Source organism: Microbacterium sp. (genome assembly GCF_039812165.1).
Classification (GTDB): domain Bacteria; phylum Actinomycetota; class Actinomycetes; order Actinomycetales; family Microbacteriaceae; genus Microbacterium.
In genome coordinates this window covers 1-26,053 of record NZ_JBDIAB010000011.1, presented here as the reverse complement: position 1 = coordinate 26,053, position 26,053 = coordinate 1, and the positions used below count along the sequence as shown (strand labels likewise).

At 71.3% G+C, this 26,053-nt stretch carries 26 protein-coding genes; 12 read left to right on the top strand and 14 right to left on the bottom strand.

The window, feature by feature from the left end; translation table 11 throughout:
- The first annotated feature begins 3 nt into the window (after positions 1 to 3).
- A complete protein-coding gene (locus tag WML84_RS02325) occupies positions 4 to 234 on the top strand; it encodes a hypothetical protein (RefSeq protein WP_347344550.1) in 231 nt (76 codons plus the stop codon).
- Positions 231 to 647 carry a TA system VapC family ribonuclease toxin gene (locus WML84_RS02320; protein WP_347344549.1) on the top strand — a complete coding sequence of 139 codons (417 nt, stop codon included), beginning with the start codon at positions 231 to 233 and terminating at the stop codon, positions 645 to 647. Before WML84_RS02325 ends, WML84_RS02320 begins: the two co-directional genes overlap by 4 nt.
- Positions 648 to 656: 9 nt before the next feature.
- Here the strand turns inward: WML84_RS02320 and WML84_RS02315 are convergent, their stop codons facing one another.
- The 8 genes from WML84_RS02315 to iolC form a co-directional block, all read right to left on the bottom strand.
- Positions 657 to 1,523: a sugar phosphate isomerase/epimerase gene (locus tag WML84_RS02315; RefSeq protein ID WP_347344548.1), complete on the bottom strand. Its 867-nt coding sequence runs from the start codon at positions 1,521 to 1,523 to the stop codon at positions 657 to 659.
- A 32-nt stretch (positions 1,524 to 1,555) separates the two neighbouring features.
- Entirely contained in the window at positions 1,556 to 2,572 is a 1,017-nt protein-coding gene (locus WML84_RS02310; protein WP_347344547.1) for a Gfo/Idh/MocA family oxidoreductase, read from the bottom strand.
- 45 nt (positions 2,573 to 2,617) lie between these two features.
- A complete protein-coding gene (locus WML84_RS02305) occupies positions 2,618 to 3,535 on the bottom strand; it encodes a sugar phosphate isomerase/epimerase (RefSeq protein ID WP_347344546.1) in 918 nt (305 codons plus the stop codon).
- Between the two features lie 193 nt (positions 3,536 to 3,728).
- On the bottom strand, positions 3,729 to 5,642 hold the full coding sequence (iolD, locus tag WML84_RS02300; protein ID WP_347344545.1) for a 3D-(3,5/4)-trihydroxycyclohexane-1,2-dione acylhydrolase (decyclizing): 1,914 nt from the start codon (positions 5,640 to 5,642) through the stop codon (positions 3,729 to 3,731).
- Position 5,643: 1 nt separating this feature from the next.
- The gene (iolB, locus tag WML84_RS02295) at positions 5,644 to 6,552 is read right to left on the bottom strand and encodes a 5-deoxy-glucuronate isomerase (RefSeq protein WP_347344544.1); all 909 of its coding nucleotides are present in this window, start codon (positions 6,550 to 6,552) and stop codon (positions 5,644 to 5,646) included.
- 107 nt (positions 6,553 to 6,659) lie between these two features.
- The gene (locus tag WML84_RS02290; protein WP_347344543.1) at positions 6,660 to 8,204 is read right to left on the bottom strand and encodes a CoA-acylating methylmalonate-semialdehyde dehydrogenase; all 1,545 of its coding nucleotides are present in this window, start codon (positions 8,202 to 8,204) and stop codon (positions 6,660 to 6,662) included.
- Positions 8,205 to 8,238: 34 nt separating this feature from the next.
- On the bottom strand, positions 8,239 to 9,141 hold the full coding sequence (locus WML84_RS02285) for a deoxyribose-phosphate aldolase (RefSeq protein ID WP_347344542.1): 903 nt from the start codon (positions 9,139 to 9,141) through the stop codon (positions 8,239 to 8,241).
- A 1-nt stretch (position 9,142) separates the two neighbouring features.
- A complete protein-coding gene (iolC, locus tag WML84_RS02280) occupies positions 9,143 to 10,099 on the bottom strand; it encodes a 5-dehydro-2-deoxygluconokinase (protein WP_347344541.1) in 957 nt (318 codons plus the stop codon).
- A 188-nt stretch (positions 10,100 to 10,287) separates the two neighbouring features.
- On the opposite strand from iolC, the gene WML84_RS02275 reads away from it, so the two are divergent.
- On the top strand, positions 10,288 to 11,049 hold the full coding sequence (locus WML84_RS02275; protein WP_347344540.1) for a GntR family transcriptional regulator: 762 nt from the start codon (positions 10,288 to 10,290) through the stop codon (positions 11,047 to 11,049).
- Positions 11,050 to 11,126: 77 nt separating this feature from the next.
- Here the strand turns inward: WML84_RS02275 and WML84_RS02270 are convergent, their stop codons facing one another.
- Entirely contained in the window at positions 11,127 to 11,249 is a 123-nt protein-coding gene (locus tag WML84_RS02270; protein ID WP_347344539.1) for a hypothetical protein, read from the bottom strand.
- 1 nt (position 11,250) lies between these two features.
- Between WML84_RS02270 and WML84_RS02265 the strand changes: the two genes are divergently transcribed.
- Positions 11,251 to 12,261, top strand: coding sequence for a LacI family DNA-binding transcriptional regulator (locus WML84_RS02265; protein ID WP_347344538.1), 1,011 nt, complete (start codon positions 11,251 to 11,253; stop codon positions 12,259 to 12,261).
- A 40-nt stretch (positions 12,262 to 12,301) separates the two neighbouring features.
- Here WML84_RS02265 and WML84_RS02260 read toward each other — a convergent pair whose 3' ends face one another.
- The 5 genes from WML84_RS02260 to WML84_RS02240 form a co-directional block, all read right to left on the bottom strand.
- The gene (locus WML84_RS02260; protein ID WP_347344537.1) at positions 12,302 to 13,123 is read right to left on the bottom strand and encodes a sugar phosphate isomerase/epimerase family protein; all 822 of its coding nucleotides are present in this window, start codon (positions 13,121 to 13,123) and stop codon (positions 12,302 to 12,304) included.
- Positions 13,120 to 14,316, bottom strand: a complete 1,197-nt coding sequence (locus WML84_RS02255) for a beta-propeller fold lactonase family protein (protein WP_347344536.1) — start codon at positions 14,314 to 14,316, stop codon at positions 13,120 to 13,122. Before WML84_RS02255 ends, WML84_RS02260 begins: the two co-directional genes overlap by 4 nt.
- 80 nt (positions 14,317 to 14,396) lie before the next feature.
- Complete coding sequence (locus tag WML84_RS02250) at positions 14,397 to 15,719, bottom strand: extracellular solute-binding protein (RefSeq protein ID WP_347344535.1); 1,323 nt, start codon at positions 15,717 to 15,719, stop codon at positions 14,397 to 14,399.
- 32 nt (positions 15,720 to 15,751) lie between these two features.
- Positions 15,752 to 16,663: a carbohydrate ABC transporter permease gene (locus WML84_RS02245; RefSeq protein ID WP_347344534.1), complete on the bottom strand. Its 912-nt coding sequence runs from the start codon at positions 16,661 to 16,663 to the stop codon at positions 15,752 to 15,754.
- Positions 16,664 to 16,667: 4 nt separating this feature from the next.
- Entirely contained in the window at positions 16,668 to 17,558 is an 891-nt protein-coding gene (locus WML84_RS02240) for a sugar ABC transporter permease (RefSeq protein ID WP_347344557.1), read from the bottom strand.
- 334 nt (positions 17,559 to 17,892) lie between these two features.
- Here WML84_RS02240 and WML84_RS02235 point away from each other — a divergent pair, with 334 nt between their 5' ends.
- From WML84_RS02235 to WML84_RS02200, 8 genes are all read left to right on the top strand, one after another.
- A complete protein-coding gene (locus tag WML84_RS02235) occupies positions 17,893 to 19,173 on the top strand; it encodes an MFS transporter (RefSeq protein WP_347344533.1) in 1,281 nt (426 codons plus the stop codon).
- A 213-nt stretch (positions 19,174 to 19,386) separates the two neighbouring features.
- Complete coding sequence (locus WML84_RS02230; RefSeq protein WP_347344532.1) at positions 19,387 to 20,754, top strand: MFS transporter; 1,368 nt, start codon at positions 19,387 to 19,389, stop codon at positions 20,752 to 20,754.
- 366 nt (positions 20,755 to 21,120) lie between these two features.
- Positions 21,121 to 21,891 carry a 5-oxoprolinase subunit PxpA gene (locus tag WML84_RS02225; RefSeq protein WP_347344531.1) on the top strand — a complete coding sequence of 257 codons (771 nt, stop codon included), beginning with the start codon at positions 21,121 to 21,123 and terminating at the stop codon, positions 21,889 to 21,891.
- Positions 21,892 to 21,898: 7 nt separating this feature from the next.
- A complete protein-coding gene (locus WML84_RS02220) occupies positions 21,899 to 22,627 on the top strand; it encodes a carboxyltransferase domain-containing protein (protein WP_347344530.1) in 729 nt (242 codons plus the stop codon).
- Positions 22,624 to 23,631 carry a biotin-dependent carboxyltransferase family protein gene (locus WML84_RS02215; protein ID WP_347344529.1) on the top strand — a complete coding sequence of 336 codons (1,008 nt, stop codon included), beginning with the start codon at positions 22,624 to 22,626 and terminating at the stop codon, positions 23,629 to 23,631. Before WML84_RS02220 ends, WML84_RS02215 begins: the two co-directional genes overlap by 4 nt.
- On the top strand, positions 23,628 to 24,386 hold the full coding sequence (locus tag WML84_RS02210) for an SDR family oxidoreductase (protein ID WP_347344528.1): 759 nt from the start codon (positions 23,628 to 23,630) through the stop codon (positions 24,384 to 24,386). The genes WML84_RS02215 and WML84_RS02210 overlap by 4 nt, the downstream gene beginning before the upstream one ends.
- Before the next feature lie 14 nt (positions 24,387 to 24,400).
- Positions 24,401 to 25,144 (top strand): 4-carboxy-4-hydroxy-2-oxoadipate aldolase/oxaloacetate decarboxylase, encoded by a 744-nt coding sequence (locus WML84_RS02205; RefSeq protein ID WP_347344527.1) that lies wholly within the window; start codon positions 24,401 to 24,403, stop codon positions 25,142 to 25,144.
- Positions 25,144 to 26,053 (top strand): aminotransferase class I/II-fold pyridoxal phosphate-dependent enzyme (locus WML84_RS02200; RefSeq protein ID WP_347344526.1); only part of this gene is annotated, 910 nt, incomplete at its 3' end. The genes WML84_RS02205 and WML84_RS02200, both read left to right, overlap by 1 nt.

The window sequence follows — 26,053 nt, the reverse complement described above, 5'->3', positions numbered from 1 at the left end:
CGCATGCGAACCACCGTGGATCTGCCGCCCGCCGCGCACGAACGCGTGCGTGCGCTGGCGGCTTCGCGCCATCAGTCCATGTCCCGCGTCATCGCCGATCTCACCCTGCACGGACTGGCACAGCTCGACATCGCGATCGAGTACTCCAGGGACCCCCGGTCGGGACTCCCCGTCATCGCGATCGGTCAGCCCGTGACGGCCGAGGACGTCGCGCGCGCTCTGGACGACGAGTGACCCGCTACCTGCTCGACGCCAATGCGCTGATCGCGCTGACCATCGCCGATCACGTCCACTTCGATCGTGCGAGCATGTGGTTCGCGAGCGTGACACATGCCGCCCTCTGCCCGGTCGTGGAAGGCGCGCTCGTGCGATACCTGGTGCGCGTGGGAGTCGCGGTCGCGACGGTCCAGCCCCTGTTGCGCGCGCTGCACGACGACCCGAGGCTCGATTTCTGGGCGGACGACCTCTCCTATGCCGACGTCGACCTGACCCACGTGGTCGGCCATCAGCAGGTCACAGACAGCTACCTCGTCGCACTGGCCGTCGCCCACGGGGGGCGTCTCGCCACATTCGACCGTGGGCTGGCCGAAGCGCTGCCCGAGGGAGCCTTCCTCATCCCCGATCCCGGCGCGGATCACCTCGCGTAGCGCGCGGTCTCAGCCGATGAGCTCGCGCAGGCGCGCGAGCTGGAAGCGCGAGACCTCGTCGGCGGCCTCGTCCTCGGCGAACACGTTCGAGACGATCAGCGCGTCCTCGCGGTCGAGGTAGCCGACCTGCCGCAGCGTCGTGAACAGCTCGTCCCAGTCGACGTCGCCGTCGCCGATGCGCAGGTGCTGGTGCACGCGCGACGGGTTACCGGGCGGGTTGGAGATGTAGCGCAGGCCGTGCGAGCGACGGTGGTCGAACGAGTCGGCCGTGTAGACGGCGCCGAGGCGGTCGCCGATCTCCGGCAGGAGCGTCGTCGCGCGGTCGCCGTAGTGGAAGGTGTGGGATGCCACGTACACGAAGCCCACGGCATCCGAGTCGAGGCCGCGCAGCACGCGCCACGCCTCCAGGCCGTCCTCGACGAAGTCGTCGGGGTGCGGGTCGACGTTCAGCCGCAGCCCCTCGGCCTCGACGAGCGGGAGGAGCTCCTCCATCGACCGGTAGAACGCGGCCTCCGAGTCCTCGGACCGCTCCGGACGGCCGGAGAACTCGGTGTTGATCACCGGCACCTCCAGCTCCACCGCGAGCTCGACGATGCGCCGGTAGTTGCGCACCGCGGCCTCGCGCTGCGGCTCGTCGGGCCACGAGATGCGCTGCACGGGGAGGACCGCGGGGATCGAGACCCCGGCATCCCGCGCCGCCTTCTTGAGCTTCGCCACGAGGGCGCGATCGGCCTTCGGGTACCGGAAGAACGGCGAGAAGTCCGCGTGCGGCGTGAGCTGCAGGTGCTCGTAGCCCAGCCGCGCGGCGACCTCGGGGAACTCGAGCAGGCCGAAGTCGTGGTGGTAGGGGGTCGGGTCGAGGGCGATGCGCACCATCGGGCAGTCTCCTTGTCGGCGGGTCGGGCGGCTCAGGCGTAGAACGCAGGGCGGTCGGGGGCCTCGACGGGGACGACGCCGCCGTGGTGGAGCGCCTCCAGGCCCGCCTCGCAGCACAGGGCGGCGAGGTAGCCGTCCCACGCGTTCGGCCCGTCGACGAGGCGCCCGTCGCGCACGGCGTTCACCCACCGCTGGATCTGCGTGTCGTAGGCGGCGGCGAAGCGCGTCGTGAACGACACGTGCTCGTCGACCGCGAACCGGCCGTCGCGCCACGACTGCAGGCCCGACGGCTCGCCGATGCGCGCGATGCCCTTCTCGAACACGGCCTCGGTGGCGACTTGGTAGCCGAACTGTGCGCTCACGTTCATCTCGACGTCGACGAGCACGCCATTCTCCAGCTCCATGAGCACGAGGATGGGCTCGCGCAGGTGCGCCGGCGACAGCGAGTTGCGGCGGCCGTACTTGACCTCGACCGAGGTGACCCGCGCGCCGCCGAGCCACGGCACGACGTCGAACTCGTGCACGACCGAGTCGTAGATGAGCATGTCCTGCGTGTACGAGTCGGGCACCGACGGGTTGCGGTGCGCGCAGTGCAGCATCATCAGCGCGCCCGACTCGCCCGAGGCGATCAGGCCGCGGAGCGCCTCGTATCCGGCGTCGAAGCGGCGCATGAAGCCCACCTGGATGTGCGGGCGGTCGAGCTGCATCTCGCGCTGCACGATCTGCCATGACGATGCGGACGTGTCGGTCAGCGGCTTCTCGCACAGGATCGGCAGGCGCGCCTCGAGCGCGGGCACGAGCACCGGCGCGTGGAACTGCCCGGGGGTCGCGATGAGCACGGCATCCACCGCGTCGGCGGCGATGGCGTCCTCGATGCGCGTGAACGCCTGCGCGCCGGGCGCGTCGGCGGCCGCGGCGGCGGCACGGCCCGCGTCGGGCTCGACGATCGCCGAGACGACGGCGCCCGAGACGCGGTTCGTGATGCGCTGCACGTGGTCGGCGCCCATGCGGCCGGCGCCGACGATGCCGACGCGGAGGTCTTCAGTCATGGTGTTCCCCTGTTCGAGATGTGGATGCCGTCGGGTGCCCGGTCGTCACCGCAGCCGGGCGAGGTGCGTGCAGCCGAAGATGTGCTCGCGCGTGCGCGTGGCGATCGGGAACGGCCGGTCGACCTCGCAGCCGTACATGTCCTGCTCGACGATCGCGAAGACGTCGGGGTCGATCGCGGCGACCGCCTCGATGACCGGGCCGAGATCGGGCACGCCGTGGGGCGGCTCGATCATGATGCCCTGGGTGACGGCATCCGCGAAGGGCACGTCGTTCTTCAGCACGTCGAACAGCAGCGACGGGTCGACCTGCTTGAGGTGCAGGTAGCCGATGCGCGACGGACGCTCCTCGATGAGCTTCACGTTGTCGCCGCCGTAGTAGGCGAAGTGGCCGGTGTCGAGGCACAGGTTGGTGTAGCGCGGGTCGGTCTCGTCGAGGAAGCGGTTGACCTCGCGCGTGGTGCCGATGTGGCTGTCGGCGTGCGAGTGGAACTGCTGCTTGACGCCGAACTCCTCGAGGAGCGCCTTGCCGAGCCGGTCGTGGCCAGCGGCGAGCTTCGCCCACTGCTCGTCGGTGAGGGTGCGCGCCTCGAGCACCTCGCTCGTGGCGTCGCTGCGCCACAGGTCGGGGATGACGACGAGGTGCTCGGCGCCGAGCTTCGAGGCGAGGCCGGCGACCTTCAGCGCCTGGTCCCACGCGCGCTGCCACTGGTCGTCGCCCTTGTGGAAGCCGGTGAAGACCGTGCCGGCCGACAGCTTCAGCCCGCGGGTGCCGAGCTCGTCCTCGAGCTGGTGCGGGTCGGTCGGGAGGTACCCGTACGGGCCCAGCTCGATCCACGTGTACCCGGCCGCGACGACCTCGTCGAGGAAGCGCTGCCACGGCACCTGACCCGGGTCGTCGGGGAACCACACGCCCCATGAGTCGGGGGCCGTTCCGATGCGCAGTCCCGGGTTCGCGTCTGCCATGACTTCCTCTCGACGCCGCGTCCGCACGGCCGGTTCGTGGGCTTATTTGATAAGACAATAGGTCCATTTTAGACCTTGCGCGGCGCGGTTCCGCAAGGGATCGCGGCGCTTCGTCGGAGATCGGCACCGGGTCGGACGAAACCCGCGGCATGCGTCCGACGAACGGCCGATCTCCGACGAACGGCCACGACGCTCAGCCGAGGAGCGGGCGCTGCGCGGCGACCAGCTCCTCGTACTCGGCGCGGGCCTGCTGAGTGGCATCCAGAGTGGAGACCTCCGCGACCGGCACGTCCCACCAGCCCGCGCCGTCCGGCGCGTAGATCAGCGGGTCGCTGTTGAGGTGGATGAACGTCGACCGATCGGATGCCTTCGCGTCGGCGATCGCCGCCTTGAGCGCGTCGATCGCACCGGCGCCCGGCTCGATCTCGATGACGTCGAGCCCGTAGCTGCGCGCGTTCATCGCGAGGTCGACGGGCAGCACGTCCTCGCCCTGGAAGTTGCGGGCCCGCGGGTCGTACGCGCGGTACCAGGTGCCGAAGCGCTCCGACCCGACCGTCTCGGACAGATGCCCGATCGAGGCGTAGCCGTGGTTCTGCAGCAGGACCACGATGATCTTGATGCCCTCGGCCACCGCCGTGACGAGCTCGGAGCTCAGCATGAGGTACGAGCCGTCGCCCACCATGACGACGACGTCGCGGTCCTCTCCCGACGCGAGCGCGCCGCGCTTGACGCCCAGCCCGCCGGCGATCTCGTAGCCCATGCACGAGTACGCGTACTCCACGTGGTAGCCGAGCGGATCGCGCACGCGCCACAGCTTGTGCAGGTCGCCCGGGAGCGAGCCGGCCGCCTGCACGATGACGTCCTCGGGCGCCGTCGCCGACTGCACCGCGCCGATGATCTCCGGCTGCCCGGGCAGCGCCAGCCCCGACGGGGCGAACGCCTCGTCGACGACGGCATCCCACTCGGCCTTCTCGCGCGCGACGCGCTCGGCGTACGCCGCGTCGACGCGGTGGCCGGCGAGCTCGGCCGACAGGGCCACGAGGGTCTCGCGCGCGTCGGCGATGACGGGCAGCTGCGAGCCGTGCTTGTAGGCGTCGAACGCGGCGACGTTGACGTTGACGAACACGACATCCGGGTTCTGGAAGGCCGTGCGCGAGGCGGTCGTGAAGTCGCTGTACCGCGTGCCGACGCCGATCACGACGTCGGCCTCGGCGGCGAGCCGGTTCGCGGCGAGCGTGCCGGTGGCGCCGATGCCGCCGAGGTTCTGCGGGTGGTCCCACGCGAGCACGCCGCCGCCGGCCTGCGACGTGCCGACCGGGATGCCGGTGGCCTCGACGAACGCGCGCAGCTCGTCCTCGGCCGAGGAGTACAGCACGCCGCCGCCCGCGACGACGAGCGGCCGCTTCGCCCCGCGGATCGCGGCGACCGCGCGCGCGAGCGGCCCGCGCTCGGGAAGCGGCCGGCGCAGGTGCCACTCGCGGTCCTGCAGGAACTCGACCGGCACGTCGATCGTCTCGGCCTGCACGTCCTCGGGGAGCGCGATCGTCACGGCGCCGGTCTCGGCGGGATCGGTGAGCACGCGCATCGCGGCGAGCGCGATCGAGTACAGCTGCTCGGGCCGCTGCACGCGGTCGAAGAACTTCGAGAGCGGTCGGAAGGCGTCGTTGACGGTGAGCCCGATGTCCCACGGCTGCTCGAGCTGCTGCAGCACCGGGTCGGCGACGCGCGTGGCGAACGTGTCGCTCGGCAGCAGCAGCGCCGGGAGCCGGTTGGTGGTCGCGAGCGCGGCACCCGTCAGCATGTTGGTGGCGCCGGGGCCGACCGAGGCGGCCGACGCGAACGTGGCCCGGCGGCGGTGCATGCGCGCGAACCCGACGGACTGGTGCACCATCGCCTGCTCGTTGCGCGCCTGGTGGTACGGCATGAGGTCGGGCTGCTCGGCGTTGAACTGCTTGAGCGCCTGGCCGATGCCGGCGACGTTTCCGTGACCGAAGATGCCGAACATCCCGGGGATCGTGCGCTCCCGGATGTCGCCGTCGACGGTCCACTGGTGGGCGAGGAACTCGACCAGCGCCTGGCTGACCGTCATCCGCTTGGTCTGCGCCATCTCAGCGCACTCCTTCCTGCGTGTAGGGCAGCCGGGAGTCGAGCTCCTGCCCCGCCCAGCTGTCGCGCACCCACGCGTGCGCGGGGTCGTCGCTGATGAGCCACACCCGGTCGGGGTCGGGTCCGGCCATGACGTTGAGGTAGTACAGGTCGTAGCCGGGGGCGGCCACGGCGGGGCCGTGGTAGCCGTACGGCACGAGCGCGATATCGCCGGTGCGCACCATCGCGTTGATGTCGATGTCGCCCGCGGGCGACGAGTAGGTCGAGAACATCCCGAACGCGGATGGTGCGGCATCCCCGTTCCCGCCCGTGCGCGCCGGCGCGGCCTCGAAGTAGTAGATCTCCTCGAGGCGCGACTCGTGGCCGGGCACGTGCTCGTCGTGCTTGTGCGGCGGGTACGACGACCAGTTCTCGGCCGGAGTGAGCACCTCGCACACGATGAGGCGCGCGGCGTCGAGCGCCTGCGGCGTGCCGAAGTTGTGCACCTGACGGCTCGACGCGCCCGCGCCGCGCAGCTCGACCGGCGTGCCCGCGGCCGGGATGTGCCGGGTCGGGCGCACGTCGCTCGTGGGCGACGTCGCCACCGCGACGCGGCCGGTGCCCGTGATCGTCGCGGTCGCCGCGGCGGAGAGGTACAGCACGTCGGTGGGGCCGTCGAACACCGACGCCCGGCCGGCGAGGACGGTCTCGGCCGTCTCGCCGGCCTCGGTGCGCGTCACGGTGAACGAGCCCGCGAGCGGCACGACGATGCGCTCGACGCCCGGCTCGTCGAGGGCGAGCTCGTCGCCCTCGGCGAGCACGCCGACGCGGATGCCGGTGTGCGCCCAGCCCGGCGTCGTGTGGTCGACGACGCTCTCCCAGCCGTCGCGCGCGAGCGCGCCGCGGCGATGGAACCAGCGGTTGTCGGTCATTCTCGTCCCTCCGGATCGCAGCGCCCCGTCCCGCGACGCTCGCGACGACCGATGGAGCCGGTCGCCGAGCGAGGCGCGGACCGCCGGGACGGGACGCGATCGTGCGCTCAGTCGTTCTGCGGGAACCCGAGGTCGATGCCGCCGTGCGTGGCCGGGTCGAGCCAGCGGCTCGTGATCGCCTTCTCGCGCGTGAAGAAGTCGAACCCGTGCACGCCGTACGCCTTGGCGTCGCCGAACAGCGAGGCCTTCCAGCCGCCGAACGAGTGGTACGCGACCGGCACGGGGATCGGCACGTTGATGCCGATCATGCCGACCTGGATCTCGTTCTGGAAGCGCCGCGCGGCACCGCCGTCGTTGGTGAAGATGGCCGTGCCGTTGCCGAACGCGCCCGAGTTGATGAGGTCGACGCCCTCGGCGAAGGTGCTCACCCGCACGATCGAGAGCACCGGGCCGAAGATCTCCTCCTGGTACGCGCGCGACGTCGTGGGCACCTTGTCGAGCAGCGTCGGGCCGAACCAGAAGCCGTCCTCGTGGCCCTCGACCGTGAAGCCGCGGCCGTCGACGACGATCTCGGCGCCGTCGGCCTCGGCGATGTCGACGTACGAGTGCACCTTGTCGCGGTGCACGCCCGTGATGAGCGGGCCCATGTCGGGATCGGTGACCCCGTTGCCGATGCGCAGGCGCGCGATCCGCTCGGTGATCTTGCCGATGAGCTGGTCGGCGACGGGCTCGACCGCCAGCACGACCGAGATCGCCATGCAGCGCTCCCCCGCCGCGCCGTACCCGGCGTTGATCGCCTGGTCGGCGACGAGGTCGAGGTCGGCGTCGGGCAGCACGAGCATGTGGTTCTTCGCGCCGCCGAGCGCCTGCACGCGCTTGCCGTGCTTGGACGCCGTCTCGTAGATGTACTGCGCGATCGGGGTCGACCCGACGAACGAGATCGACTGCACGGTCGGGCTCGTCAGCAGCCCGTCGACGGCGAGCTTGTCACCCTGCAGCACGGTGAACACGCCGTCGGGGAGCCCGGCCTCCTTCCACAGCCGCGCGATCCACAGCGCCGCGGACGGATCCTTCTCGCTGGGCTTGAGCACGACCGCGTTGCCGGCGGCGATCGCGATCGCGAAGAACCACATCGGCACCATGACCGGGAAGTTGAACGGGCTGATGACGCCGACGACGCCCAGGGGCTGCTTGAGCGAGTAGACGTCGATGCCGGTCGAGACGTTCTCGGAGTAGGCGCCCTTGATGAGGTGCGGGAACCCGCACGCGAGCTCGACGACCTCCTGGCCGCGCAGGATCTCGCCCATGGCGTCGGAGAGCACCTTGCCGTGCTCGGCGGTGACGATCTCGGCGAGCTCGCCCTTGCGCGCGTTCAGCAGCTCGCGGAACGCGAACAGCACCGCCTGGCGCTTGGCGATCGAGTAGTCCTTCCACAGCTCGTAGCCGCGCTGGGCGGACTCGATCGCCGCGGCGACCTCGTCCTCGTCGGCGAGCGCGACGCGGCCCGAGACCTGGCCGGTCGCGGGGTTGTAGACGGGCGCGGTGCGGCCGCTCTGCGACGCGCGCGCGGCGCCGTCGATCCAGTGCGGGATCACGCGGACGTCGGCGTCGGCGGGTGCGTCTGCGGTCATGGTGGTGGTGTCGGTGCTCATTGCTCTCACTCCGATCAGGGGTTCGGGGATGCCGTCAGGTCAGGTCGCGGTGGACGAGTCGGGCGGCGGTGTCGACGGCGGCGGCGACGTCGTCGTCGGGCGGGTAGAGGAGGGTGCGTCCGACGGTGAGACCGCGGACGCCGGGCAGGGCGAGCGCGCCCTCCCACGCGGCGAACGTCTCGTCGGGGTGCACGCCGGGGTCGCCGCCGAGCAGCAGCGTCGGCATGGTGGTCGCCGCCATGACGCGCTCCATGTCGTCGACGACGGGCAGCTTCATCCACGTGTACGAGCTGTCGGCGCCGAGGCCGGCGGCGATCGCGATCGAGAGGATCACGGCATCCGTCGACAGGTCGTTGACGATGCGGCCGTTCTGCCACGTGCTCATGAACGGCTCGAGCATGATCGGCAGCCCCGCCTCGGCGGCGGCGGTGACCGCGTGGGCGGTGGCCTCGAGCGTCGCGGCCGTGCCCGGGTCGGCGAGGTTGACGCGCACGAGGGTCTTGGCGAAGTCGATGCCGGACGCCGCCATCCCGGCCACGTCGTAGGCCGTGTAGCGGTCGTCCATCTCGAACGCCGCGCCGCGCAGGCCGCCGCGGTTCATCGAGCCGACCACGACCTTGTCGTCGAGGAGGCCGAGGGCGGCGAGGTCGTCGACGATGTCGGGCGTGCCCAGCACGCCGTCGACGCCGGGTCGGCTGAGCGCGATCGCGAGGCGGTCGAGCAGGTCGTAGCGGTCGGCCATCGCGGTCGGGTTCGCGCCGACGGCGAGCGCGCCGCGCGCCGGGTGGTCGGCGGCGACGATGAACAGCCGCCCGTCGCCCCGGAGGATGTCGCGACGGGCGCGGTCGCGGAGCGCCTCGCGCACGCCCTGCGGGCGGAACGCGCGCAGGTCGCGGAGCCGGTCGAAGTCGGCGGGCTGCAGCAGGGAGGCTCCCATGTCAGGCTCCCTTCGTCAGGATCTCGTCGACCTCGGCCTCGGAGGGCATCGCCGTCGAGCACTCGATGCGCGTCGCCACGAGGGCGCCGGCCACGTTCGCGAACCGGAGGATCCGCTCCAGCCCCCAGCCTTGCAGGAGACCGTGGCACAGCGCACCCCCGAACGCGTCGCCGGCGCCGAGTCCGTTGACGACGTCGACGAAGTGCGGCGGCACGACGATGTGCTCGTCGGCGGTCTTGGCGAGCACTCCGCGGGGCCCCTGCTTGACGATCGCGAGCTCGACGCCGCGCTCTAGGAGCGCATCCGCGGCGCGCTCGGGCTCGGTCTCGCCGACCGCGACCTCGCACTCCTCGCGGTTGCCGACCGCGACCGTGACGTGGTCGAGCGCGCGGGTGATCTGCGCCGTGGCATCCTGCGGCGCCGCCCAGAACATCGGGCGGTAGTCGAGGTCGAGGATCGTGTGGCGCGCACGGCCGCGGGTCTCGAGCGCGGCGAACTGGGTGCCGCGGCTCGGCTCCTGGCTGAGGCCGGTGACGGTCGACCACAGGATGCCGGCGTCGCGCACGGCGGCCGGGTCGAGCTGGTCGACCGAGATCTCCAGATCCGGCGCCTTCGGCTCGCGGTAGAAGTAGAGCGGGAAGTCGTCGGGCGGGAAGATCTCGCAGAACGTGACGGGCGTCTTGTAGGTGTGGTCGGTCGCGACGTAGCGGTTGTCGACGCCCAGGCGCGTGAGCTCGGCGAGCAGGTAGCGGCCGAACGGGTCGTCGCCCACGCGCGAGACGAGCGCGACGTCGTGGCCGTAGCGGGCTGCCGCCACCGAGACGTTCGCCGCGCTGCCGCCGAGGTACTTTCCGAACGACGTGACGTCCTCGAGCCCCACCCCGATCTGGAGCGGATAGACGTCGACGCCCAGACGGCCGATGGCCAGGACCTCCGGCGCTCGCGTGGGGCTGGTCATCTCGTGCGCACCTCCCGGGATGCCTCGCCATGATGCATCCATCTTTGTCTTAACAATATCACAACGAGGGCCTCCCGCAACCGTGTCGACGACCCGGTGAGAGCCTCGTCGCACGGCCGACAAGGCCGATAGGATTGTCGTGACAAGAGGCGGAACTCTCATCCCTTCCGACTCAGGGGGAGCACACGATGGCGACCGATCAGCCGGTCTGGCCCGACCACCTGTTCGCCGATCTCGACCGCACCGGTCCCGTCCCCCTGTACTACCAGGTCTCGCGGCGACTGGAGGCGGCCATCCGCTCGGGCGAGGTGCCCCCGGGGGTCCGGCTCGAGAACGAGATCGCGATCGGCGAGCGCCTCGGCCTGTCACGGCCCACGGTGCGCCGCGCGATCCAGGAGCTCGTCGACAAGGGACTGCTGGTGCGGCGGCGCGGCGTCGGCACGCAGGTCGTGCAGGGCCAGGTGACCCGGCCGGTCGAGCTGACGAGCCTCTACGAGGACCTGCAGAGCACCCACCACCAGCCGGCCACGCGCGTGCTGGCGCTCGAGGTGACGGCGGCCTCCGACGCGATCGCCGAGCGCCTCGGCGTCGAGCCGGGCTCGTCGGTCGTCCGCGTCCGCCGGCAGCGCAGCACCGACGGGGCTCCCGTGGCGGTGCTGGAGAACTACCTGCCCGGCGAGTTCGCCGACATCACCGGCGAGCAGCTGGAGGAGCGCGGGCTCTACCAGCTGCTGCGCGCGCGGGGCGTCGCCATCCGCATCGCCCACCAGCGCATCGGCGCACGCCGCGCGCACGACGACGAGGGCGAGCTCCTCGGCATCGACCACGACGGTCCGGTGCTCACGATGGAGCGCACGGCGTACGATGCGTCGGGCCGCGCCATCGAATACGGCGTGCACTGCTATCGCCCCGACAGCTACAGCTTCGAGACCACGCTCGTCGCCAAGTAGCACTCGCGCACACCCGGGCTCACGGCATCCCGACCCGCCCGCGGCCCCGCTGCCGAGTCACGGCCCTGCGGCGCGAGTCACTGCGCTCCCGCCGAGTCACTGCGCTGCTGCACAGTGACCGGGATGCCGGGCAGTGAGCCGGCGAGCGGCGGCACCGGCGGAGTGGCACGGATCGTGCCGTGGTCGTGCACAATGGTCACCATGGCAGTCCCGCAGCGGCGGTTCCCACGACGTGTCAGCCTGACCGACATCGCCCGTGCGTGCGGCGTCGCGCCCTCGACGGTGTCGCGTGCGATGAGCAACCCGGGCCGCGTCAGCGTGCAGATGTACGAGCGCATCACGCGCAAGGCCGTCGAGATGGGCTACAGCTCGGCGATGCTCCCGATCGACAGCGAGGGCCGCGCCCGCGGCACGATCGGGCTCGTGCTGCCCAACCTCACCAATCCGTTCGTCTTCGACCTGCTGCGCGGCAGCCAGGCGCAGTGCCAGGCCGCCGGCTTCCTGCAGCTGCTGATCAGCACCGAGGACTCGGCGCACGTCGAGCAGGAGTGGCTCAAAGAGCTGTCGCGCACGGTCGACGGCATCGTCATCGCGGCGCCCCGCTCCGACGACGCCGTCCTCACGACGATCTCGTACGCGGTGCCGCTCGTCGTCATCAACCGAGAGGTGCCCGAGATCTCGAGCCTCATCATCGACACGGCCTCGGCCTCGGTGCAGGCGCTCAACTACCTCGTCTCGCTCGGCCACCGCCGCATCGCCTACGTCCGCGGGCCGGAGACCTCGTGGACCGACCGGGCGCGCTGGAACGCGCTGAGCGCGGCCGCCGAGCACTCCGAGGCCGAGCTCCTGCCGATCGGATCGTTCCATCCGTCGCTCGCGGCCGGCGGTGCGGCCGCCGACGCGGTGGCGCTGAGCGGCGTGAGCGCCGCGCTCTTCTTCAACGACACGCTGGCGATCGGCGCGATGGTGCGGTTCCGCCAGCGCGGCATCGACATCCCCGGCGACATCAGCGTGGTCGGCTGCGACGACATCTTCGGCGCGGCCACCGCCGATCCGCCGCTGACGACGATCACGGCATCGGGCGACCGCGCCGGCCGCGCGGCGACCGAGCTGCTCATCGGCCGCTTCACGTCGAAGGCCCCCGCCCCGCGCGTCGACCACGTGTCGGCCCACCTCACGGTGCGCGACTCCACCGGCCCCGCGCGGGTGTGAGCCGGCCCCGCGCGCACTCCGCGGCGGGGCCCGGCCTCGATCAGACGCCCGCCGGCACCGCCAGCAGCCCGTTCAGGTAGCCGACCGACTCGATGAAGTCCTCGTCCTCGTGCGGCTCGCACTTGGCCTCGACGGTGAGCGACCCGGTGTAGCCGTCGCGCCGCAGCGTCTCGACCTGACCCGCGATGTCGGTCTCGCCCGTCCCGAAGCGCTGCCACACCATGCGCCCGTCCACGATGCTGCCGTCCTTGAGGTGGACGTCGCGGATGTGCGGCCGCAGCAGCTCGTAGCTCGTGCGGAAGTGCCGCGCCTCGGCCTCGTACAGGTTGCCGGTGTCCCACACGTAGCCGAAGCTCGACCGGCCGACGCCCTCCAGGATGCGCAGGCAGTTCTCGCCCGTGTCGGCCCACGACCCGGGGATGTTCTCGAGCAGCACGTCGAAGCCGCGCGCCGCGGCGACGTCGACGGCCTCGCCGATGAGGTCGACCACGCGGCCGAAGTCCGACTCGGCGTCGAGCGGGCTGCGCTCCACGCCGAACGTGATGAGCCGGCCGACCTCCAGCCGCTCCGCCAGCTCGAGGCTCATCGTGAGGAGCTCGGCGGTGTGGAAGCGCAGCAGGTCGCTGTGCAGGTCGACCTTGAACAGCCCCGGCGAGACCGCTGTGAAGTCGATGCCGAACTCGGCGCCGTACCGCTTCATCCGATCCCACGCGGACGCCTCGACGACGGGGAACCGCTTGGCCTCCACCATGCGCACCTCGAAGGTGCGGATCCCCTGGTCGGCGGCCATCGTGAAGATCTTCGGGAACGCGTGCGTCGTCCGATCGGGGGTGACCTCGTCGGTGACGGTGGAGGGGATCATGGGTTTCCTTTCTGACTGCGCGGCGTGTCCGCGCGAGGGGCATGGAGGACGATCGCGCCCGGTGCGGGCGTGCGCAGCGGTGCGCCGGCGGGCGTGAGGCCGCCGTGCGCGTCGATGCGCCAGGCCGAGACCTCGTCGCCGCCGGCCGAGGCGATGTAGAGGAACGCGCCGTCCGGCGAGATCGCGCAGCCGCGCGGCGCGGCGGCGCCGACCCTCACCGTGTGGAGCGGCCGGAGGCTGCCGGACGCCTCGTCGACGGCGAGCACGCACACGCTGTCGTCGCCGCGGACCAGGGAGAAGACGAACGCGCCGCTCGGATGCACGCGGAGGTCGGACTGCCGCGCGCCGGCCCCGTCGCCGTCGGCGAGGAGCACGTCGGCGGTGCCGATCGGGACGAGCTCGCCGGCGTCGGTGTGCCGGAACGAGGAGACGATCGGCGCGGTCTCGTGATTGACGAACAGGAACGGCCGGGTCGGATGGAACGCCGCGTAGCGGGGCGAGCTGCCCGGGGGCGCGGCGAACCCGTCGCCGGCGAGCGGGCGGATCCGGCCGGCATCCGCGTCGACGCCGATCGTGAGGATGCGGTCGGAGCCCTTGTCGCACACGACGAAGAAGGCTCCGGAGGGGGACGCCACGACGCAGTGCGGTCGCGGGTGGGTCTGACCCGGGCGGGGACCGGCGGGAGCGTCGTGGACGAGGACGTCGAGGGGCTCGCCGATGCCGCCGTCGCCGCCGAGCGGGAAGAGCACGGTCGTGGCCGTGTCGTAGGCGAGCGTCATGCGATAGTCGCCGGCGCGCGAGCCGGCGAGCCGCGCGACGGGGGCGGATGCCGTGTGGTTGGTCACCAGCAGGAAGCCGCCGGTCGGATCGACGGCGACGTAGCTGGGCAGCGAGCCGTAGCTCGGGCGGCGGCCGATCTCGACGAGCGCGCCGTCGTCGTGCACGGCGAGCGCGATGACGCTCCCGCCGGCACCCTGGCGGTCGGCGCCGTGGCGGGTGTCCTCGTCGGTGACGTAGAGCACACGGCGGCGCTCGTCGAGGTGCATCGCGCCGACGCTGACGCCGGGCAGGAGCGACCGGATCGGCGTCAACGCGCCGGTCGCGCGATCGCGCTCGCAGACCGTGAGCGCGTCCGCGCCGCGCGTCTTGGGGAGGTCCCACGTGCCGATCCAGGCGGTGTCGTGCGCGGCCATGCCGGTGCCGCTCCCTTCGCGTCTCGTGCGTGCGTGCAGACGAGTGCGGCCAGGCGCACGCGCCTGGCCGCACTCGGGGCTCACTTGAGGATGGAGGCGGCCTCCGAGAAGAGCGCGTCGGCGGCCTTCTCGGGGGTCATGCGACCGTAGGCGATCTCCTGCGAGAAGCGCGCGAGCGCGTCGTAGAAGCTCTCCGCGGCCTCGGGCACCGGCGGGGTCGGACGCGACGGGTGCGTCTGGGCCTCGTTGAGGTACTCGACGACCTGCTGGTCGACCGGCGAGAGGAGCGGGATGACCGACTCGGCGACGTCGGGCGGCGTGGGGGTGCCCATGTTGATCTGCGTGATCGCGGCGGCATCCTTGTCGTTGACGAGGAAGTCGATCAGGTCGGCCGCGACGCCGGGGGCGTCGGTGTTGGCCGCCGCCACGAGCACGAGCGCCGTGTACATGCGCCAGTCCTCGTCGGCGCCCTTGATCTCCGGGAAGGACGCGATGTTCAGCCCGCCGTCGCGGAGGACGCCGAACGCGCTCACGTGCGTCGCGCTGGAGAAGCGGATCGCGACCTGGCCGTGGGTGAGCAGAGCCGTGGCCGTGCCCTGCGCCTGGCTCTCGATCTGGACGTCCGGCGGCGGGATCACGCCGTCCTTGCGCAGGTCGTCCCACATCTTCCACCAGTCGACGAGCAGCTTCTTGTCGAAGCCGATCTGGCCCTTGTCGTCGAACAGCTCCTCGCCGTGCTGGCGCACCCAGGCCTGGAACGGGAGCTGGGAGAAGCTGAGGGTGATGTCCTCGACGCCCCAGACCTTGTCGGCGGGACGGGTCAGCTTGCGCCCGAGGGCGAAGGCCTCCTCCCACGTCTTCGCGTCGTACTTCACGCCCGCGGCGTCGAGGATCCGCTGGTCGAGGATCGTGGCCACGCCGTTGAAGTGGCTCGGCACGCCGTACGAGGTGCCGTCGATCTCGCCGTAGGGCAGCCACGTCTCGCCCCAGCCCTCGGTGTCGATCTGCTTCGCCTCGATGTAGGGCGTGAGGTCGAGGAGCGACCCCGAGCTCGCGTAACGCGTGAAGTACGAGTCGTTGAGCCAGAACACGTCGGGGAGCTTCTTCGACGCGGCCGCGGTCGTGAGGCGCTCGTAGTACGCGCCGCGGTCGGCGAACTCGATCGCGACGCTGACGTCCTCCTGGCTGTCGGTGAAGAGGGGCAGAGCCTGCTCGTAGAGGTCGACGCGCTTCGCGTCGCCGTAGAGCGCGAGCGTGAAGTCGACCTTGTCGGGGCGCTTGTTCAGGTCGGCCTCCGATTCGGGTGCCGCTCCGCCTCCGCCGCTCGCGCATCCGCCGAGGAGGAGGATGGCCGTGGCGGCGGCGGTGAGTGTGAGAGCGGTTCTGCGATGCCGTGTTCTCATTGGGGGTGCCTTTCAGGGGTGGGGGTGGGCGTCTACTTGAGGCCGGTGGTGGCGATGCCTTTGACCAGGTACTTCTGCGCGAACAGGAAGATGAGGAAGACCGGCAGGAGCGACAGCATCGACATGGCGAACATGGCGCCCCACTGCGACTGCGCCTCGGAGTCGAGGAACGCGTTCAGCGCGAGGGGGACGGTGAAGTTCTCGCGGCTGGTGAGGTAGAGCAGCGGCGTCAGGAAGTCGTTCCAGGTCCAGATGAAGGTGAACGCAGTGGTCACCGCCAGGGCGGGGCCCAGGAGCGGCAGGATGATGCGCCAGAACACCGCGAACGGGCCGCAGCCGTCGATCGCCGCCGCGTCGTCGAGCGACCGCGGCAGGGAGCGGATGAACTGCACCGCGAGGAAGATGAAGAACGTGTCGACCGCGAGGAACTTGGGGAGGATCAGCGGCCAGAACGTGTCGACCATGCCGAGGTTGTTGAACAGGATGTACTGCGGCACCAGGAGCACGTGGAAGGGCAGCATGAGGGTCGCCATCATCGCCGCGAAGAGGGTCTTCTTGAACCGGAACTCCAGTCGGGCGAAGGCGTACGCGGCGAGCGTGCAGGAGATCAGGTTGCCGACCACCGACACGATGGCGATCAGGAAGGAGTTCCCCAGGAACAGCGCGAACGGGAAGCCGATCGCGTTCCAGCCGTCGACGTAGTTCTGCAGCGTGAAGGTCTCGGGGATGAGGCCGGGCTTGCTGAAGATCTCGGACGTCGGCTTGACCGACGACGACACCATCCACAGCAGCGGATAGATCATCACGATGCCGAAGGCGATGATCAGCAGGTGCAGGAGCATCCGCTTCATGGTCATGGCCGGCTTCGACGGGCGCCGGGCGGGCTCGGGGACGACCAGGCGCTCGGTGAGGGTGCGGGCCTCGTCGGACGGGTTCAGCGACATCCCGTCACTCCTCTCCGTAGTGGACCCAGCGGTCCTGGGTCGCGAATGCCAGCCAGGTGAACAGGGCGATGATGAGCAGCAGCACCCAGGCCATCGCGGAGGCGTAGCCCATGTCGAAGTCGCGGAACGCCTTCTGGTACAGGTACAGCGTGTAGAACAGGGTGGAGTCGACCGGGCCGCCGGATCCGCCGGAGACGATGTAGGCCTGCGTGAACGTCTGGAACGCGCCGATCATCTGCAGCACCAGGTTGAAGAAGATCACCGGCGTGATCATCGGGATGGTGATCTTCCAGAACCGCGTCCACCGGCCCGCGCCGTCGACGGCCGCCGCCTCGAGCAGCTCGGGCGGCACCTGACGGAGCCCGGCGAGGAAGATGATCATCGGCGAGCCGAACGTCCAGACGTTCAACGTGATCAGGGTGCCGAGCGCGTACTCCGGGGTGGCGATCCAGTTCGGGAGCCCCTCGACGCCGAGGAGCCCGAGGACCTGGTTGACGAGGCCGTCGCCGCCGAAGACCTGCCGCCACAGGATCGCGATCGCGACACTGGAGCCGAGCAGGGAGGGCAGGTAGTAGACCGAGCGGTAGAAGGCGAGGCCCCGGAGTCCCTGGTTGAGCACCACGGCGATCAGCAGCGCGAAGCCCAGCTGCAGCGGCACCGACACGAACACGTACGTGAAGGTCACGACCATCGACGACAGGTACCGCGGATCGTTCGTGAACATCCGCACGTAGTTGTCCAGCCCCACCCAGTCCGGGTCGCGCAGGAAGCTGTAGTCGGTGAACGACAGCACCAGCGAGGCGATCATGGGCCCCAGGGTGATGCCGAGCATGCCGATCAGCCACGGCCCGAGGAAGATGTAGGGCGCCGCCTTCGCCAGCCAGGGGCGCCGCATCCGCGGGCGGCGTGAGACGGCCGTGGCGGATGCCGTCGGCGTCTCCGCCTGCGGCGGTGCGGACTCTCTCGCGCGTCCTTGCATGCGATGACCTCGTCTCCGGGTTCCCGTGGTCGATGCCGTTTCCCCGTACGTTATGGCCCAGCAATGGCACCCGCCACACTTTTGCCATACCAGTGCCAAACTTTCGGCGGAAAGCCCATACACTCACTGACCAAGGCCGTTTCAAGGTACGCCATGGCAAGTACTGTGCCAGATGACGTGCGAGCGGACAGAGTCGTCGAACTGACCCGTCGCGTGCGCGACGCGTCAGGAGGCGCGGAAGGGAGTCGCCGTGACCTCGACCGAGCCGATCCCCCTGCCCGCCTCCCGCAGCGGTCGCGCGCGCCCGCCACGGCGCCGGCTCTCGATCGGCTGGTGGACGACGGTGGCGGCCGCCGGGCTCATCTCCGTCATGACCGCCCCGGGCCAGACCGCGGGGCTCTCGGTGTTCACCGACCCGCTCATCGACGGCCTCGGCATCGACCGCACCGCGATCGCGCTGAGCTACCTGATCGGCACGCTCATCGGCGCGGCGGCGCAGCCCCTCGTCGGCCGCGCCGTCGACCGGTGGGACGTGCGCCACGTGATCGTGGCCATCGCGGTCGTCTTCGCCGGCATCCTGTTCGCCCTGAGCCTCGTGGCCGACGTCATCGGGCTGACGGCCGGATTCGTGGGGGTCCGACTGACCGGGCAGGGGGCGCTCAGCCTCGCGGTCACGACGGCCGTCTCGCGCGCCGTCGTCCACCGGCGCGGCCTGGCCCTCGGCATCTCGGCGGCGATCGGCTCCGCGGGCATCTCGCTCGCCCCGATCGCCCTCGAGCGCCTGATCGCCGCGGTCGGCATCCAGGCGGCCTGGCGGTGGGAGGCGCTCGCCGTGCTCGTGCTCGTGATCCCGGCGGCCCTCCTGATCCGGCGCCCGGAGGCGCCCCGGCAGGACGGGCGGTCGAGCCCGGCAGAGGGGTGGACGCTCGCCGAGGCGCGCCGCACCGGCATGTTCTGGGTCGTCACGGCGGCCGTCGGCACGACGTCGATGCTCGGCACCGCGCTGGCGTTCCACCAGATCGCCGTGCTCGGCGAGCGCGGCCTCTCCCCGTTCGAGGCCGCGGCGAACTTCCTGCCGCAGACCGTCACGGCGCTCGTCGCGACGCTCGGGGTGGGCGCCCTGATCGATCGCGCCGACCCGCGGATCTTCCTCGTGTTCTCGATGCTGTCGATGGCGGGAGCGCTGCTGATGGTCTCGGTCGTCTCCACCGGCTGGCCGGCGATCGCGTACGGCCTGGTGCTCGGATGCGCCGGCGGGAGCCTGCGCGGCGTCGAGGCGGCGACGTTCGCCCGGTACTACGGAGTCGCCCACATCGGCACGATCCGCGGCGTCACGTGGGCGATCGCGATGGCGGCGTCGGCCCTCGGCCCGTACGCCCTCGCGCTCGGCGCCGAGCTCGCCGGCGGCTTCGCACTGCCGTCGGCGGTGCTCGCGGGCATCCCGCTGTGCGTCGTGATCGCCGCGTCCATGGTCCGTCCACCGCGCAGGCGGGGCACGATCGAAGCGGGGAGCGGGGGCGGGAGGAGGTGACGAGAAGGTCGGACAGCATCGCGATCGCGTAGATAGATGGCACGTACTTTGCCTTTTGTGCCAGAAACTGCCGCGTAAATATCACGTTCTAGCACTCATCATGCCTGCCTTATGGCACGACTTTGGCATGCCTACTGACACGCCGATGCCTCGTCCCCCTACCCTGCTGAGAACGCACGACCTCACCCCGATTCCCGCGCCGATGGAGGCGAAATGACCGAAACCGCAACACACCGCAAGACACCGATCAAAGCTGCGGTGGCCTCCTGGGTCGGCACGACCCTGGAGTACTACGACTTCGCCGTCTACGGCACCGCGGCGGCGCTCGTGTTCAACGTGATCTTCTTCCCGCCGGACCTGCCCCCGGGCATCGGCGTGCTCCTGAGCATGGCGACCTTCGCGGTCGGCTTCCTCGTGCGCCCGCTCGGCGCCTTCATCCTGGGGCCCCTCGCCGACCGCTTCGGCCGCAAGTTCGTGATGATGATCACGCTGTTCGGCATCGGCGCCTGCACCTTCCTGATCGGCTGCCTGCCGACCTACGAGCAGATCGGGCCGCTCGCGCCCATCCTGCTGGTCGTGATCCGCATGATCCAGGGCCTCTCGGTGTCGGGCGAGCAGGCCGCGGCGATCAGCATGAGCCTGGAGCACGCCCCCGATCGCCGCCGCGCGTTCACGACCAGCTTCGTCACGAGCGGCTCGGCCTCGGGCGGCCTGCTCGCGACGGCGGTCTTCATCCCGTTCGCCGCCCTCCCCCAGGACGTGCTGCTGGGCTGGGCCTGGCGCGTGCCGTTCTGGCTCTCGGCCGTGGTCGTCGTCGTCGCCTACATCATCCGGCGCACGCTGGAGGAGCCGCCCGCGTTCCTCGAGACCCAGGCCATCAAGGTGCAGATCCCGCCGATGAAGCAGGCCCTGCGGTTCCACTGGGTCGCCATCATCCGGATCGCGGCGTGTGCGATGATCGCCGGCGTCAGCTACGTGTTCGCCTCCTTCTCCGTGGCCTTCGCGACCACCGGGTACGAGCTGGACCGGCCGACGATGCTGGTGGTTCCCGTTCTCGCGAGCTTCGTCGCCCTCATCTACACGCCGTTCGGCGGCCTCCTGGCCGACAAGATCGGGCGCAAGACCGTGTTCATCATCGGCGCACTCGGCGCGGGCCTCACCACCGTCCCCTACCTCTGGTCGATCACGACCGGCAACTGGGCGCTGATCTTCGTGCTGGGCGTGCTCTGCAACGGCCTGTTCTACTCGACCGCGAACGCCGCGTGGCCGGCGTTCTTCTCCGAGATGTTCCCGAACCGCGTGCGCGTCTCGGGGCTCGCGACCGGCACCCAGATCGGTTTCGCCCTCGCGGGCGCCATCGCCCCGGTGCTGTCGACCGCGCTCGCCGGCGACGACCTGAAGAACTGGTTCGGCCCGGCGATGCTCGCGATCGGCCTGATGCTGCTCTCGACGATCTCCGCGCTGACCGCCAAGGAGACCCGCAAGTACACGCTCGACGAGCTCGACGACATCCAGCAGAGCGAGCGCGAGAAGGAGGTCGTCACGGCCGCGATCGTGCTCCCCGGAGCCGCGCGCGCCTGACGCCGCCGGCGGGCCGGTCGCGTCTCGCGATCGGCCCGCCGGACCCACGACGCACACCGAGAGGGTGCTCGCCGGACGACCGGCGGGCACCCTCTCGTCACGTGCCGGGGTCGCCCGCCCGGCCGGGCCGCCGAGCACGCCGGCGGCACGCGGCGCCGTTGCGCGACGGCATCCGCGGACCCCGCATCGGACGGCACAAGCCGTGCCCGATTGCCGCGCTCAGGCCGTGACGATCCGCGCGGTGACGCGACGGCCGAGCATTCTTGGCACAGTTTTGGCATGCTCCGTGCTTTGCACGGTGCCGCCTCGATACCCTTGTGAGCAGGACGTCACGCGGCGGTCGCGCCGCAGGATCGGAGGCAGGAGTTGGGCAGGAAGATCGATCTCGTCGCGGACCTCGGTGAGGGCTTCGGCCCCTGGCGCATGGGGGACGACGAAGCGCTCCTCGACATCCTCAGCTCGGCCAACATCGCGTGCGGCTTCCACGCCGGCGATCCGCGGATCATGGATGCCACGGTGCGAGCGTGCGTGCAGCGCGGAGTCGGCATCGGCGCCCACCCCAGCTTCCCCGACCTCGGCGGCTTCGGTCGGCGAGCGATGGACCTCACCGCCGAGGAGGTGCGCACCGACGTCGTCTACCAGCTCGGCGCCCTGCAGGCCTTCGCCGCCTACCACGGGGCGCGCGTGGGCCACGTGGCCCCGCACGGCCGGCTCGGCAACCTCGTCGCGGTGCGCGAGGACTACGCCGCCGCCGTCGCCGACGCCGCGAAGCGGATCGACCCCGAGCTGATCGTGCTCGCGCAGGACGGCGCGCTGGCCGACCACGCGCGCGCGGCCGGCCTGCGGGTCGCGATCGTGGGCATCGCCGACCGGGCCTACGAGGACGACGGCACGCTCGTGCCGCGCTCCGAGCCGGGCGCGGTCATCCACGACCCCGACGAGATCCGGGCCCGGACCATCCGCATGGTCGTCGACGGCGTCATCGACAGCCGTCACGGCGTGCAGATCCCGGTCGCCTGCGACACCGTGCTGGTCCACGGCGACACGGCGGGGGCGGTGACGCTGGCCGGGCGGATCCGGGCCGGCCTCGAGGAGCAGGGCGTGACCGTCGCACCCCTCGCGGAGTGGCTGGAATAGCACGACGATGGCCTCGGCTCCCACTTCCGGCTCGACGCGGGCCGTCGTCTCGCCCAGCGGCGACTCGGCGCTGCGCGTGGAGGCCGGGACCGACGACCGCGAGGTCGCATGGCGGCTCGTCCACCACCTCGCGCGGCGGCTCGACCGCGCGCGACTGCCCGGCGTGGTCTGCACGATCCCGACCTACGATGCGCTCCTCGTCGAGCTCGATCCCGTCGAGGTCTCCAGCTCGCAGCTGGTGCCGGCCCTCATGGGCCTCGTCGACGACCTCGACCTCGACGAGCCGGTGTCGGCGAGCCCGCGGGAGTTCGAGGTGCCGGTGCTCTACGACGACGACGGCTCCCTCGACCTCGCGGACGTCGCCCGGGCCCAGGGCATCACGCCCGAGGAGCTCGTCGCGCTGCACAGCGCGCCGCGCTACGTCGTGCGCTGCCTGGGCGCCCCGGGCGGATCGCCCATGCTCGACGGGCCGCCGCTCCCCCACCCGGTCCCCCGGCTGAAGAGTCCCCGCGCGCACGTGCCGCAGGGCGTCGTGTCGCTCGCGGGGCGGCAGGCCACGATCACGCCGGCCGCCGCTCCCGGCGGCTGGTGCCTGATCGGGCGCACGCCGCTGACCGTCCTGGATCTCTCCGCCGAGCCCCTCGTGCCGTACGCCCCCGGCGACGTCGTCGTGTTCCGGCCCATCGACCGCGCCGAGTACGAGGCGCTCCGAGGCACTCGCATGGCGGCCCGATGAGCGCCCCCGTCCTGCGCGTCGTGCACGCCCCCTCCGCCGTGGTCACCGACCTCGGGCGTCGCCGCGGCCCGCACTACGGCGTGCCGTCGGGCGGCGCGCTCGATCGCCGCTCGGCCTCGATCGCGAACGTCCTCGCCGGCAACGCCCCCGACGCGCCCGTCATCGAGGTCACGGCCTTCGACCTCGAGCTCGTGGCCGGCGCCGACGTGCTCATCGCCGTCGCGGGCGCCCCCATGACGCTGCGGGTGGACGAGGTCGTGCACCCTCTCGGCGAGCCGGTGTCGGTGCGCGCCGGCCAGACCGTGTCGCTGCGGGACATGTCCGCGGGCCTGCGCACCTACCTGGCCGTGCACGGCTCGTTCGACGTGCCGCGCCTGCTCGGCAGCTGCGCGCCCGACACCGTGCTCGGCTTCGGCTCGCGGCTGGCCGACGGCGACGAGCTCGCCGTCCGCACGCCGGTGCCGCCGATCGTCAACCCGCACTTCCGGGCGCCGCTCTACCGGCTCGACGCGCGCGCCGTCGTCGACCCGGCCGACCCCGTCGTGGTCGACGTGACCGACGGACCCGACGTCCACGAGTTCGGCGACACGGTCTCGGTCCTGTTCGACGAGCCCTACACGGTGGGACCGGCGAGCAACCACATCGGCCTGCGACTGGCCGGGCGGATGCCGGAGCGCCACGTCGCCGGCGAGGTGCTCTCGCGCGGGGTGCCCGTCGGCGCCGTGGAGGCCCCGCCCGGTCACGAGCTGCTCGTCCTGCACCGCGGCCGCGGCGTGACCGCCGGCTACCCCGTGCTCGCGGTCGTCACCGCCGTCTCGCTCGACACGCTCGCCCAGGTGCGACCGGGATCCCGGGTCTCGTTCCGCCACGTCGACGTCGACCGGGCCGTCGCCGCGGCGCGTGCCGAGCGCAGTCGCCTCGTCGCGCTGCAGGAGCGCACGGCATCCGTCTTCACGGCCCTCGGCCACCCCCTCCTGTCACCTCTCGAAAGGAACCGCCGATGACATTCACCGACTACCGAACAGCCGTGGTGACGGGCGCCACCAGCGGCCTCGGACGCGGAGCAGTGGAGCTGTTCCTCGCCAAGGGGCTCACGGTGCACGCCATCGCGCGGGACGTGACCCGGCTCGCCGCCCTCGCCGACCTCGGCGTGGTCGTCCACCCCCTCAACGTGCGCGACACCGCCGCGCTCAACGCCGCCCTGCACGACGTCGAGGCCGACATCGTGTTCAACGCCGCCGGCGTGAGCAGGATGGGCAACGTGCTGCAGGCCACCGAGGACGACATCGACGACATGGTCGAGGTCAACCTGACCGCCGTCATGCACATCATCCGTCTGCTCATGCCGGGCATGGTGGAGCGCGACCGCGGGCACATCGTCAACGTCTCGTCCATCGCGGGGCACTACAACTTCTTCGGGCACACCGCCTACCACGCCACCAAGGCCGCCGTGCACCAGCTCTCCCGCCAGCTGCGCAACGACGCCCTGGGGCGCCGCGTGCGCGTCACCGAGATCAGCCCCGGACGCATCGAGACCGAGATCTTCTCGCGCAACCTCGGCGGCACCCCCGAGACGGATGCCGAGGCGTGGGCCACGTACTACGAGGGCTACGAGTCGCTCACGGTCGCCGACGTGATCGCCGCGCTCGAGTTCGCGATCGCGGCCCCGAGGCACGTCAACGTCGGGCTCATCGAGCTCATGCCCACCTTCCAGGTTCCCGGCGGTCTCACGTTCGACCGCCGCGAACAGAACGCATAGAAAGCAGGACGCTCATGGTTCACGTCACCACCCGCATCGCTCGCGCCGATGCCGACGACATCGCGCAGCTCGGCCAGTACACCGCCGCCACGATCCACGAGGCACAGGGACGCCGCGGGGCGATCCACTCGTCGATCAAGCCGATCGACCCGGAGACCTCGTTCGTCGGCTCGGCCTTCACCGTCGTGTGCGCGCCGCGCGACAACCTGATGCTGCAGATCGCCATCCACTTCGCCCAGCCCGGCGACGTGCTGATCGTCTCGGCCGGCGAGTACTCCGAGGCCGGCATGTTCGGCGACGTCCTCGGCAACGCCTGCAAGGCCAAGGGCATCGCCGCGATGGTCACGGACGCGGGCGTCCGCGACACGCGCGAGCTGCGCGAGCTGGGCCTGCCGGTGTTCTCGGGCAGCGTGTCGATCAAGGGCACCGTCAAGGAGACCCTCGGCGCGATCAACCAGCCCCTCGTGTTCGGCGGCGAGCTCATCCACCCCGGCGACGTCGTCAAGGGCGACGCCGACGGCATCGTCGTCGTGCGGCGCGAAGAGGTGCGCGAGGCGGCCGAGCTGTCGGCCCGACGGGATGCCACCGAGGCGGGCCTCATCGAGAAGTACTGGGCCGGGGGCACGACCATCGAGCTGTGCAACCTCACCGAGGTGCTCAAGGCCAAGGGGCTCACCACCGACCTCGACGACGAGATCGAGGCCGTCGAGGCGGAGGCCGTGAGCGTCGTCGCCGCCGACCTGGATGCCGTGCGCTGATGGAGCAGGTCCTGCCGGCGAGCTTCCGTCCCGCCCAGCGTCTCGGCCGCATCCAGCCGTCGCCGAGCACCGCCGCGGCGGCGCGCGTGCGCGAGCTGAAGGCCGAGGGGCGGCGCATCCTCGACCTCACCGTCGGCGAGCCCGACTTCGACACCCCCGAGAACGTCAAGGCCGCGGCCGTCGAGGCGATCGCCGCCGGCGAGACGAAGTACACGCCGGTCAACGGCACGCCGAGGCTCCGCGACGCGGTGCGCGGCGCGCTCAGCCGCACCCTCGGCATCCGCTACTCGGACGCCGAGCTCACCGTCGGCGGCGGCGGCAAGCAGGTCATCTTCCTCGCGCTGATGGCGAGCGTCGACGCCGGCGACGAGGTGCTGATCCCTGCGCCGTACTGGGTCTCGTACCCCGACATGGTGCGCGCCAACGACGGCACCCCGGTGATCGTGCAGACCACGCGCGAGGCCGGGTACAAGCTCACCGCGGCGCAGCTCGAGCAGGCGATCGGACCCCGCACGACCTGGCTGATCCTGAACACGCCGGGCAATCCGACGGGCGCGGTGTACTCGCGCGACGAGCTGCTCGCGCTCGCCGACGTGCTGCGGCGGCATCCGGGCGTCTCGGTGCTCGCGGACGAGATCTACGGCGAGATCTCGTTCACCGGCGAGCCCGCGCCGAGCATCGTGGGCGTCGCCCCCGACCTGCGCCACCGCGTGCTGGTCGTCAACGGCGTCTCGAAGGCGTACGCCATGACCGGGTGGCGGCTCGGCTACGCGGCGGGCGATCCTGGCCTCATCGGCGCGATCAGCACGCTGCAGTCGCAGACCTCGTCGTGCCCGTCGTCGATCAGCCAGGCCGCGGCCGCGGCGGCGCTCGACGGACCGCAGGACTTCGTGCGCGACTCGGTGGCGG

Excerpts from the sequence above, each read along its gene's own strand:
- WML84_RS02325 (WP_347344550.1), top strand. The coding sequence starts at position 4 with ATGCGAACCACCGTGGATCTGCCGCCCGCCGCGCACGAACGCGTGCGT.
- WML84_RS02315 (WP_347344548.1), bottom strand. The coding sequence starts at position 1,523 with ATGGTGCGCATCGCCCTCGACCCGACCCCCTACCACCACGACTTCGGC.
- WML84_RS02310 (WP_347344547.1), bottom strand. The coding sequence starts at position 2,572 with ATGACTGAAGACCTCCGCGTCGGCATCGTCGGCGCCGGCCGCATGGGC.
- WML84_RS02305 (WP_347344546.1), bottom strand. The coding sequence starts at position 3,535 with ATGGCAGACGCGAACCCGGGACTGCGCATCGGAACGGCCCCCGACTCA.
- iolD (WP_347344545.1), bottom strand. The coding sequence starts at position 5,642 with ATGGCGCAGACCAAGCGGATGACGGTCAGCCAGGCGCTGGTCGAGTTC.
- iolB (WP_347344544.1), bottom strand. The coding sequence starts at position 6,552 with ATGACCGACAACCGCTGGTTCCATCGCCGCGGCGCGCTCGCGCGCGAC.
- WML84_RS02290 (WP_347344543.1), bottom strand. The coding sequence starts at position 8,204 with ATGAGCACCGACACCACCACCATGACCGCAGACGCACCCGCCGACGCC.
- WML84_RS02285 (WP_347344542.1), bottom strand. The coding sequence starts at position 9,141 with ATGGGAGCCTCCCTGCTGCAGCCCGCCGACTTCGACCGGCTCCGCGAC.
- iolC (WP_347344541.1), bottom strand. The coding sequence starts at position 10,099 with ATGACCAGCCCCACGCGAGCGCCGGAGGTCCTGGCCATCGGCCGTCTG.
- WML84_RS02275 (WP_347344540.1), top strand. The coding sequence starts at position 10,288 with ATGGCGACCGATCAGCCGGTCTGGCCCGACCACCTGTTCGCCGATCTC.
- WML84_RS02265 (WP_347344538.1), top strand. The coding sequence starts at position 11,251 with ATGGCAGTCCCGCAGCGGCGGTTCCCACGACGTGTCAGCCTGACCGAC.
- WML84_RS02260 (WP_347344537.1), bottom strand. The coding sequence starts at position 13,123 with ATGATCCCCTCCACCGTCACCGACGAGGTCACCCCCGATCGGACGACG.
- WML84_RS02255 (WP_347344536.1), bottom strand. The coding sequence starts at position 14,316 with ATGGCCGCGCACGACACCGCCTGGATCGGCACGTGGGACCTCCCCAAG.
- WML84_RS02250 (WP_347344535.1), bottom strand. The coding sequence starts at position 15,719 with ATGAGAACACGGCATCGCAGAACCGCTCTCACACTCACCGCCGCCGCC.
- WML84_RS02245 (WP_347344534.1), bottom strand. The coding sequence starts at position 16,663 with ATGTCGCTGAACCCGTCCGACGAGGCCCGCACCCTCACCGAGCGCCTG.
- WML84_RS02240 (WP_347344557.1), bottom strand. The coding sequence starts at position 17,558 with ATGCGGCGCCCCTGGCTGGCGAAGGCGGCGCCCTACATCTTCCTCGGG.
- WML84_RS02230 (WP_347344532.1), top strand. The coding sequence starts at position 19,387 with ATGACCGAAACCGCAACACACCGCAAGACACCGATCAAAGCTGCGGTG.
- WML84_RS02220 (WP_347344530.1), top strand. The coding sequence starts at position 21,899 with ATGGCCTCGGCTCCCACTTCCGGCTCGACGCGGGCCGTCGTCTCGCCC.
- WML84_RS02215 (WP_347344529.1), top strand. The coding sequence starts at position 22,624 with ATGAGCGCCCCCGTCCTGCGCGTCGTGCACGCCCCCTCCGCCGTGGTC.
- WML84_RS02210 (WP_347344528.1), top strand. The coding sequence starts at position 23,628 with ATGACATTCACCGACTACCGAACAGCCGTGGTGACGGGCGCCACCAGC.
- WML84_RS02205 (WP_347344527.1), top strand. The coding sequence starts at position 24,401 with ATGGTTCACGTCACCACCCGCATCGCTCGCGCCGATGCCGACGACATC.